A 7,759-nucleotide genomic window follows, 5' to 3' on the forward strand; every position below is an offset into this window, starting at 1 on the left:
ATGGTTCTGCTTGTTTCAACAGTCTACTAAAAAAAGATAGAGCTGTCCAGCCGCAGGAGTGTAGTCCGATGATTTTTCGCAGAAAATACTCTGAAAATTCTTGAAAACGTGCTATTCTATTGCAATTTTATCAATTCGGCAATTTATTCCTGCGAATGAGCAGCGAAGCTCCGGCAATACAAGCAACGATTAACACCGCTGCTGAGATCATCGGCCCGCCGGTTACTCTGCCTTCTGCAAGCATGCCGGCAGACATTCCGGGCAGAGCTGCAGGCAACCAGGCAGTCCTGGAAGGCAGCAGGCTGTGGGCGAGACTCATCCCCGCAGCAAGCAGGAGAGTAAACCCGGCAGCAGCAGGTCCGCGCAGCCAGGCGCTGAAGAGCAGCGTAAGTGACACCGCACACAGCAGCCAGAGTGCATAGAGTCCGGAAGCCGCCGCAACTGCGCCCCAGGCTAAGCTCCCCATAAGCTGCACTGTATAATAAGCCGCTCCCGCAACCCCCAGTACCAGTGCAATTATCAGCACTGTGAAATTTGCCGCCCATTTGGCAACAACGATGGATACCGGTGAAACAGGTCTGGCCATCAGCAGCTCGGCTGTCCCGCTGCTCCGCTCCCCGGCCAGGCTGTTCATTGTCCCCAGCACCAGAATCAGGATGCCAATCGTTCCGTATTGGCCCAGAGCCTGGGCCATTACCGCAGCGGCCCCAGGCATCTCGTAGCTGTCCATAAATCCTGCCGGGACATTTGAAGAGGCTGCCAGTATATCAGCCATATAAAAGGTGACCAGCGGCTGCATGATGCCCAGAATAATAAACACTACAGGTATCCAGATCAGCTTATAGCTGCGCACTGCCTCCAGCATCTCTCTCGAATACAGGGCCCAGAGCTTGCTCATGTTCCCACCACTTTCATAAACAGATCCTCCAGCGTCGATGAACCTGCTTCAAATTGCAGCAGCGGAATATCCAGCCCTGCCGCTTCCTGCAGAATCGTCCGGCGCGCGAGCCCGACATCGCTTACGTTAAAGACTGCCCTGCCGTCCGAAATACTTGCTTCTTCAATAAAAGCTTTGTGCCTAAGCTCCTCCAGCCACCGGACAGCCTTATCTTCCTTCGCTGTGGTTATTCGGATAACCGGAAGACTGTACTCTGCCCGGAGACGGGCCAAGGTCCCCTGCACAGCTATAGCTCCCCGGTTCATCAATATGACGTCATCGCATATCTCTTCCGCATCATGCAGCACATGGGTGGAGAAAATCACAGTTGTCTCTTCCCGGATGTCCCGCAGCAACTCCATCACTTCCCGGCGCCCTATAGGATCAAGCGCGGAGACAGGCTCGTCAAGCAGCAGCAGACGCGGGCGGTGCACTAAGGCCTGGGCCAGCCCCAGGCGCTGCTTCATACCGCCGGAATATCCGCCGATCCGGCGGCGCGCTGCGGAACTAAGCCCCACGCGCTCCAGCACTGCGCCCGACACCGCCGCAGCTTCTTTGGCGGCCATGCCGCTAAGCTTGGCGGCAAAGATCATATATTCGAGACCGCTCATCCAGCTGTAAAAAGCCGGAGACTGCGGCAAATAACCAAGCTGCCGGCGGTAATCCGTTCCGGGAGGAGCGCCGCCAAAGGAGATGCTCCCGCCGGTAGGCGGCAGAAGACCGGCAAGCATGCGCAGTGTGGTGGTTTTGCCTGCTCCATTGGGTCCCAGCAAAGCGACACAACGCCCGGCTTCGGCCCCGAAGCTGATGCCGTCCACGGAGGGATGTCCGCCAAAGCTTTTGCGGAGATTCGTAACCTCAAGCAGCAGCATCAGAGTTCTTTCCTTCCCAGTGTGAAATAAGCTATACTTCCTAGCAGGTTGCCAAATACCAGGATCAGCACCCACATCCATTTGGGCCCGCGGACCTGCTCTGTCCTGGCCAGCGAGATCAGACCTACAACCGCCAGCAGAATCTGCAGCGCCAGCAGCGGCGCAATCAACCCCCAGTTCACTTTATCCATCCGTACACCCTCCATACTCCAGTTTGCTATTCTGAAACCCGCTTCCCTGTCCGCCTTCAGCGCTTCTGCCCGGCCTTCCGCCTGCCCGGGAGAACTACAAACAGCAGATAACACAAAGCCGGTGACGGGAAACCGGTAAGGCCCCAAATTCCCCAGAACCAGGCCATTCTGCCCTTCCCTCTGCCCTGAGCATTACGGAACAGCCAAGTCCCCTGCAGCATCAGTACAGCAGCTATACAAAGCCACAGCCACAAAGGCGCCTTCTGCAATTCACTCACTCTTCAGCATCCTCCCGTCGCAGCCTGATCCGTGCTACTCCCAGACTGCCAAGTGCTGCCAGGGGAAATAGCGCCTGCAAGCCCCAAAACAGTGCCGGGGCAGAGTTTAGAATAGATAGCACTACGCTGAGCAGGAGTAGAGCCACCAGAGAGAATATCAGCAGTTCCTTGCGCTGCCGCTTCACGCGGCGGATTGCTTCTGCCGCAATAAGCTGCTCCAGCTCCGGCAAGGAGGGAGGCGCCACATCGGCATAGTGCTGATCCAGAATCTCCAGTTCTGCTGACAGCTTATTCAGCAGCTCTTCATCACTGTTAAACCTCATCCTCGTCCAGCTCCTTTCGCAATTGATTCAATCCGGCTGCTACCCTTGATTTGGCCGTGCCGGAAGGGATCTGCAGCATCTGGCCGATTTCATCATAGCCATACCCGTAATAATGCTTCAGCAGTACAGCCATTCTGTGGGCAGTAGACAGGCGGGATAAGGCATCAAGCACTTCACTCCACTCCATATTCCGGCTCTCAAACCTCCAGCGGATACTGCGGCTCCCCTGCTCCTGAGCCTGCTCCTTCTGCCACTTCAACTCACGCTTCCACCGCCGCTTGCGGTCGATGTAGAGCCGGCTGGCAATCGTTATCAGCCATGAAGAAAATGCAGAGGTTCCATTGTAACTTCCCATCTTCTCCATGCATCTGACCATTGTATCCTGAGCCAGTTCTTCCGCAAGTGAAGGGTCCATTGTAGCTTTAATCAGATACTTGTACAGGAAGGGATAATGCTCCCGCAGCAGCATAGCTGTTGCCTTGGCATCCCCCTGCTGCGCCAGTCTGATCTTCTCCAGCGTCCCGTCGCCCATAGTCCCTCCTCTTTCTCTTCCTCACATCTGTAATACGATTATGTATTGTAGATCGTTCATTCAGGGTCAGAATTATTCTGCAATTCCCACAGCCTGCGCCTCCATGGCTGGACGGCTCCCTTGCCTCTGGGGAAGCGCCAGAACAGAGAAATCTTATTATCCCCATTCTCTGCAGCATACTCTACGGAATTCTGCTCCGCCACGCCTTCCCCGTCTGTTCTCAATTCCCCATAGTCCAGTTGGTGATGCATATCTTCCTTCATCTGCTTCCTCCCATGAAATTAAAGACATATAGACAAAAAAAAGAACGCAAACCGGGATTATTCCACAGTCTGCGTGCTTCGCGAGGTAAATGTTACATTTAATTAACATTATTGTAGCAACTCTGTATCTTTTTGTCCATCTCTAATTTCCCGAATTATGTCATAACCGGCATAAACACGTCGTTACATAGGAACGTATGGGTTATTTAGCTTCTCAAACCCGATAGAGGTGCGCGGACCATGTCCGGGAAATACCCTCACTTCTTCATCCAGCCGGTACAGCTTACCGCGGATCGAATCAAACAGATCCCGTTCTCTGCCGCCGGGAAGATCGGTGCGTCCTACTCCCATTTTGAACAATACATCGCCGGAGAACAGATCATTTCCGCACAGGAAGCTGACACTCCCCGGAGAGTGTCCAGGCGTATGCAGCACCCGGAAGGTTAAACCGAGCAGCTTCAGAATCTGGCCTTCCGCCAAATCGTATTCTGCCGGATCTGTACTGACCGGAGGGGATGATTCAGGCCACATCAGCGAGCCGTTCAGCTTGGGACTGCCCAGCCACTCACTCTCCAGAGCATGTATATACACTGGGCACTTCTTAGCCTTGCGGACCTCATCCAGACCGGCAATATGATCAAAGTGGGCGTGAGTCAGCAGGATAGCCTCTATTTCCATACCTTCAGCAGCACGGAGAAGGGCAGCCGGATTGGCACCGGGATCAATAATCACACCTTTGGCAGGGTCGGCTCCTGTCAGGAGATAAGCGTTCGTCTGAAGCGGTCCAAGATTATAAGACCTAATATTAAGCATCGGCATTAGAATCCGGAGATCAGACTGCGCAGCTCTTTGGCAATAACCGCGTGTGATTCCGTTCCTTCTCCGTAGGCTTGGCCCATGGCTTTGCGCACTTCGGTGATTTTGCCCTCATAATCCGCAGCTTCACGGTCCGGGTTCTCCTGTTTAAACTCTCTCATCAGAGACTGTACATGCTCCGGACGCGGTCCCCAATGCCCCAGCACATAACCGCCGGTATCGGCAAAAATCACGATCGGAACCGAACGTCCGCCCATGGTCAGGAAGTTATCCATAACATCCTGATTCTCTTCCAGAATCAGAACTTCAGTCTTAATGCCTGCCGTCTCCAGGATGCGGAACACCACAGGGACATTACGAACCACATCTCCGCACCAGTCAGCAGCCAGAATCAGTACCCGCAGATCATCCCGGTGATTCAGGCTCTCGAAATATTCCCGGTCACTCTCATCTGCCCAGGCAAACTTCTCATACCAGGATTCAAAAGCCTGCTGGTTCTTCGTCATGCCTTCCACGAACTGGCGCGGAGTCAATCCCTGACCAAATTTAGAAGCTACATTCTGTTTCATACTGCACTACCTTTCTTCTTGGATTTGTACCACTTGAACAGGAAATACAGAACAATAACCGCAAGTGCGGCAAGAATGATTTCATGCGTATACTTAGCTGCGACTTCATCAATAGTCTCCCATTTATCGCCGAGAGTATATCCGAGATATACAAACAGTGCACTCCATGGAATAACAGCCAGCGTGGTCAGCATAGTGAACTTACCGAGCGGCATGCGCGAAATACCAGCGGGAACAGAGATCGCATGACGGACAACCGGGATAAAACGGGCGGTGAAGATTACGCCGGTCCCGTATTTCTGGAACCATTCTTCAGAATGGTCAATATGCTTCTTTTTGATAAAAATATACTTGCCGTACTTCTCCAGCACCGGTCTGCCGCCATAACGGCCGATCCAATACACAAAAATCTGGGCGACTACCCCGCCAATTGTACCAAACAGAACCGCGCCAAAATAATTAATATCTCCCTGCGAGACCAGATAGCCGCCAAAAGCCAATACAATCTCACTTGGTATGACTTCAATCATCAGGCCAATCATTATTCCGAAGTAACCCAAACTCTGAATCCATTCAAATAAATGCGAAATCAGTTCAGATATAAAATGCAACTGCAGCTCTCCTTCCATGTGTTGCGTAATCAGCCTGGCATTCTGCTGGCAGAATCCTAAGCCTCGTCCGCTCTATGTATCCAGCTTCTCCTAGCCTATTCTAGCATATGCAGGCTTACGACTTCTACTTATGGAAAATGGACATTCGGTTCTCTGCTATAGAAGAGCAGGTATTCCAGCATTGACAAAGTGTGGAATGAAGATCTATTATACATTTAGATAATTATTTAAATATCGAAAGGGGCTGCGGAGTTGAATGAATCCTTCAAGGCGCTGGCCGATCCGACCCGGAGACAGATTCTCCGCCTGCTGCGGGAAAAGGATAGGACGGCCGGAGAAATTGCCGATTTTTTCAATATGTCCAAACCCAGCATCTCCCATCATCTGAATGCACTGAAGCATGCGGGACTGGTGCAGGACGAACGGAAAGGCCAGTTTATTCTCTATTCGCTGGATTCCACAGTGCTCGAAGAAGTGCTGGGCTGGTTCCTGGAATTGACGGGTACGGGTACGGAGAGTAAGGCCGTTGCGGATGAACCGGCTGAAGATGCGTTAGGCTCAAAAGGCGCAGGTTCAAAGGGGACCAGGGGCCGGGAGCATGATTTTGACACGGAGGGTGAATCAAGATGAAGGATTTCCAATGGAAATGGCAGGACACACTGATTGTAATTCTGGGATTGTTCTCGCTGGGCTACGCATTGTTGAATTACGGCAAGCTGCCGGATCAGCTTCCTGCCCAGTTCAGCATTACAGGCAAGGTTAACACTTACTGGAGCAAGGGCTCACTCATTGCTTTTTTCTCCTTCATGGGACTGATCTTCCCTATAGCCATGCAGTTTATGCGTACAATTGATCCCAAAAGAGAGAACTACACTAAGTTTCAAAGCGCTTATAAAATGATACGCCTGGCAGTGGGCATTATATGCGATGCTGCACTTGTGCTGTCGGTCACACACGGTCTGAATGAGCAATTTGCCGCCGGAAAGTGGGCTACTGTGAGTCTCGGGCTGCTGTTTATTGTGATCGGAAACTTCATGCCGCAGATCAGGGATAATTATTTCACGGGTGTCCGTACACCCTGGACGCTGGCTAACCCTGTAGTCTGGCGGAAGACCCACCGTCTCTCTGGAATCATGTGGGTGATTGGCGGACTGCTGATTGCACTGGGGGCTTTTATGCCAAAAGCTCTGTCGATCAGCATGATCATTACCGCCCTGGTTATCGCTACTATCGTGCCTTATGTGTATTCGTGGCTGATCTCGAGGGGGATCAAGGCCTGAAGCCGGCCGCAGCACTGCACCGAGATTCGGAAGAACGCTACTGGAGATGCACATGTAATGAATTCAGCCGGACAGAGTGCCTGCTTAGAGTTTCAGTGCTCAGCGGGCCACAATCTTCTCCGGCTTATCAAGCGTAGCCAGTGCCTGCAAAGCTCTCAGCCGAAGGTAAACCCCTTCGGCTTGTTCATTGATCCCGAAGCCGCGGTCATTATGCCGCCGGCCTGCGCTATGCTCCCTGCCGGCAAGCAGGCTGTATTGCCGCAGCAGTTCCAGTCCGGCAGCTGCGCTGTCTGCAGCCCTCTGCCTGTTGCCTTCCGCCAATCCGCGTTCGGCCATTTTAAGCATCCCTTCAATCGCCGCCAGTCTTTTGGCGGCGTTAAATATGTCGGCCTTCAGGCTGCGGCGTACCCAGTACAACGCCTCTCCCGGATCGCGGCCTTGCAGATAACGCTCTGCAAGTTCCCAGTGCAGAGCAGCATCTCCGGGGGAGAATTGCAAACTGCTCAGCAGCAGCTCCATTCCCTGCTCCTCTGGAAGCAGCCGTGATAATGCGGCCGCCGTCTGCGGCTCTCTTGGATTCCACGCCAGCGATTGCCGCAGCAGCACAGTTTGTGCGGCAGGATCAGCGCTTGTGCGGGCAGCCTGCTTATACAAAGCAGCCCCTCTCATCGCCTGATATGAAAGAATGCTTAGGATGAAGGTCAAGATGCAGAGAACGGCGATTCCTGCATACGGCCATGATCGCCGCAGCCCTGTAAGGATGGCGGTATCCTCCGCAACTGGCCGATGTATGGTTTCTGCAAGAGCCCATGCAGGCAGCAGCAGGAGCAGCAGCCATATCAATCCGTAGCTCCAGTCAAAATCAACTGCGCTATGCAGGATGATGACAAGCAGAGGCGGAAGCAGCCTTGGTGACGCCTTGAATACGAGCCAGCCTGCGGACAGCAGCAGCAGGAGGACAGCAGCCAGACCGGCTGTCCCCAGATTGAGCAGGATGTCGAGATACCCGCTGTGCACCTGGCTGCCTACATAGGGGCGGGACTGGGCGGCGAGGTACGAATGCCGCCAGGTCTCGCCCCCGCGCCCC

General features: G+C 53.3%; 11 protein-coding genes and 2 pseudogenes. 2 read left to right on the plus strand and 11 right to left on the minus strand.

The genetic code is table 11. The annotated features are described in order from the left end of the window. Nucleotides 1–130: 130 nt before the first annotated feature. From QW71_RS20880 to QW71_RS20925, 10 genes are all read right to left on the minus strand, one after another. The gene (locus QW71_RS20880) at nt 131–898 is read right to left on the minus strand and encodes an ABC transporter permease subunit (RefSeq protein ID WP_039303104.1); all 768 of its coding nucleotides are present in this window, start codon (nt 896–898) and stop codon (nt 131–133) included. Then, on the minus strand, nt 895–1,809 hold the full coding sequence (locus QW71_RS20885) for an ABC transporter ATP-binding protein (protein ID WP_039303106.1): 915 nt from the start codon (nt 1,807–1,809) through the stop codon (nt 895–897). Before QW71_RS20885 ends, QW71_RS20880 begins: the two co-directional genes overlap by 4 nt. Then, nucleotides 1,809–2,000 carry a PLD nuclease N-terminal domain-containing protein gene (locus QW71_RS20890; protein WP_039303109.1) on the minus strand — a complete coding sequence of 64 codons (192 nt, stop codon included), beginning with the start codon at nt 1,998–2,000 and terminating at the stop codon, nt 1,809–1,811. Before QW71_RS20890 ends, QW71_RS20885 begins: the two co-directional genes overlap by 1 nt. Before the next feature lie 56 nt (nt 2,001–2,056). After that, a complete protein-coding gene (locus QW71_RS20895; RefSeq protein ID WP_039303111.1) occupies nt 2,057–2,278 on the minus strand; it encodes a hypothetical protein in 222 nt (73 codons plus the stop codon). Continuing rightward, a complete protein-coding gene (locus tag QW71_RS20900; protein WP_039303114.1) occupies nt 2,275–2,601 on the minus strand; it encodes a YxlC family protein in 327 nt (108 codons plus the stop codon). The genes QW71_RS20895 and QW71_RS20900 overlap by 4 nt, the downstream gene beginning before the upstream one ends. Further along, entirely contained in the window at nt 2,591–3,133 is a 543-nt protein-coding gene (gene sigY, locus QW71_RS20905) for an RNA polymerase sigma factor SigY (protein ID WP_039303115.1), read from the minus strand. The genes QW71_RS20900 and sigY overlap by 11 nt, the downstream gene beginning before the upstream one ends. Nucleotides 3,134–3,189: 56 nt before the next feature. Further along, a complete protein-coding gene (locus QW71_RS20910; protein WP_039303119.1) occupies nt 3,190–3,396 on the minus strand; it encodes a hypothetical protein in 207 nt (68 codons plus the stop codon). A gap of 183 nt (nt 3,397–3,579) precedes the next feature. Continuing rightward, nucleotides 3,580–4,209 (minus strand): MBL fold metallo-hydrolase, encoded by a 630-nt coding sequence (locus QW71_RS20915; protein WP_039303141.1) that lies wholly within the window; start codon nt 4,207–4,209, stop codon nt 3,580–3,582. Between the two features lie 5 nt (nt 4,210–4,214). Further along, nucleotides 4,215–4,781 (minus strand): thioredoxin family protein, encoded by a 567-nt coding sequence (locus QW71_RS20920; protein ID WP_039303121.1) that lies wholly within the window; start codon nt 4,779–4,781, stop codon nt 4,215–4,217. After that, nucleotides 4,778–5,392: a DedA family protein gene (locus QW71_RS20925; RefSeq protein ID WP_039303123.1), complete on the minus strand. Its 615-nt coding sequence runs from the start codon at nt 5,390–5,392 to the stop codon at nt 4,778–4,780. The genes QW71_RS20920 and QW71_RS20925 overlap by 4 nt, the downstream gene beginning before the upstream one ends. A gap of 252 nt (nt 5,393–5,644) precedes the next feature. Between QW71_RS20925 and QW71_RS20930 the strand changes: the two are divergent. Further along, nucleotides 5,645–5,914 (plus strand): annotated as a pseudogene (locus tag QW71_RS20930) (autorepressor SdpR family transcription factor); the annotation flags it as partial. A 104-nt stretch (nt 5,915–6,018) separates the two neighbouring features. Further along, on the plus strand, nt 6,019–6,672 hold the full coding sequence (locus QW71_RS20935) for an SdpI family protein (RefSeq protein ID WP_039303127.1): 654 nt from the start codon (nt 6,019–6,021) through the stop codon (nt 6,670–6,672). A 99-nt stretch (nt 6,673–6,771) separates the two neighbouring features. Here the strand turns inward: QW71_RS20935 and QW71_RS40560 are convergent. Further along, nucleotides 6,772–7,759 (minus strand): annotated as a pseudogene (locus QW71_RS40560) (hypothetical protein); the annotation flags it as partial.

It is taken from the genome of Paenibacillus sp. IHB B 3415 (assembly GCF_000802655.2).
GTDB classification, from domain to species: domain Bacteria; phylum Bacillota; class Bacilli; order Paenibacillales; family Paenibacillaceae; genus Paenibacillus_AQ; species Paenibacillus_AQ phytohabitans.

Bases quoted from the DNA above. Each gene is read 5' to 3' on its own strand.
- QW71_RS20880 (WP_039303104.1), bottom strand. From the start codon at position 898: ATGAGCAAGCTCTGGGCCCTGTATTCGAGAGAGATGCTGGAGGCAGTG.
- QW71_RS20885 (WP_039303106.1), bottom strand. From the start codon at position 1,809: ATGCTGCTGCTTGAGGTTACGAATCTCCGCAAAAGCTTTGGCGGACAT.
- QW71_RS20890 (WP_039303109.1), bottom strand. From the start codon at position 2,000: ATGGATAAAGTGAACTGGGGGTTGATTGCGCCGCTGCTGGCGCTGCAG.
- QW71_RS20900 (WP_039303114.1), bottom strand. From the start codon at position 2,601: ATGAGGTTTAACAGTGATGAAGAGCTGCTGAATAAGCTGTCAGCAGAA.
- sigY (WP_039303115.1), bottom strand. From the start codon at position 3,133: ATGGGCGACGGGACGCTGGAGAAGATCAGACTGGCGCAGCAGGGGGAT.
- QW71_RS20910 (WP_039303119.1), bottom strand. From the start codon at position 3,396: ATGAAGGAAGATATGCATCACCAACTGGACTATGGGGAATTGAGAACA.
- QW71_RS20915 (WP_039303141.1), bottom strand. From the start codon at position 4,209: ATGCTTAATATTAGGTCTTATAATCTTGGACCGCTTCAGACGAACGCT.
- QW71_RS20920 (WP_039303121.1), bottom strand. From the start codon at position 4,781: ATGAAACAGAATGTAGCTTCTAAATTTGGTCAGGGATTGACTCCGCGC.
- QW71_RS20935 (WP_039303127.1), top strand. From the start codon at position 6,019: ATGAAGGATTTCCAATGGAAATGGCAGGACACACTGATTGTAATTCTG.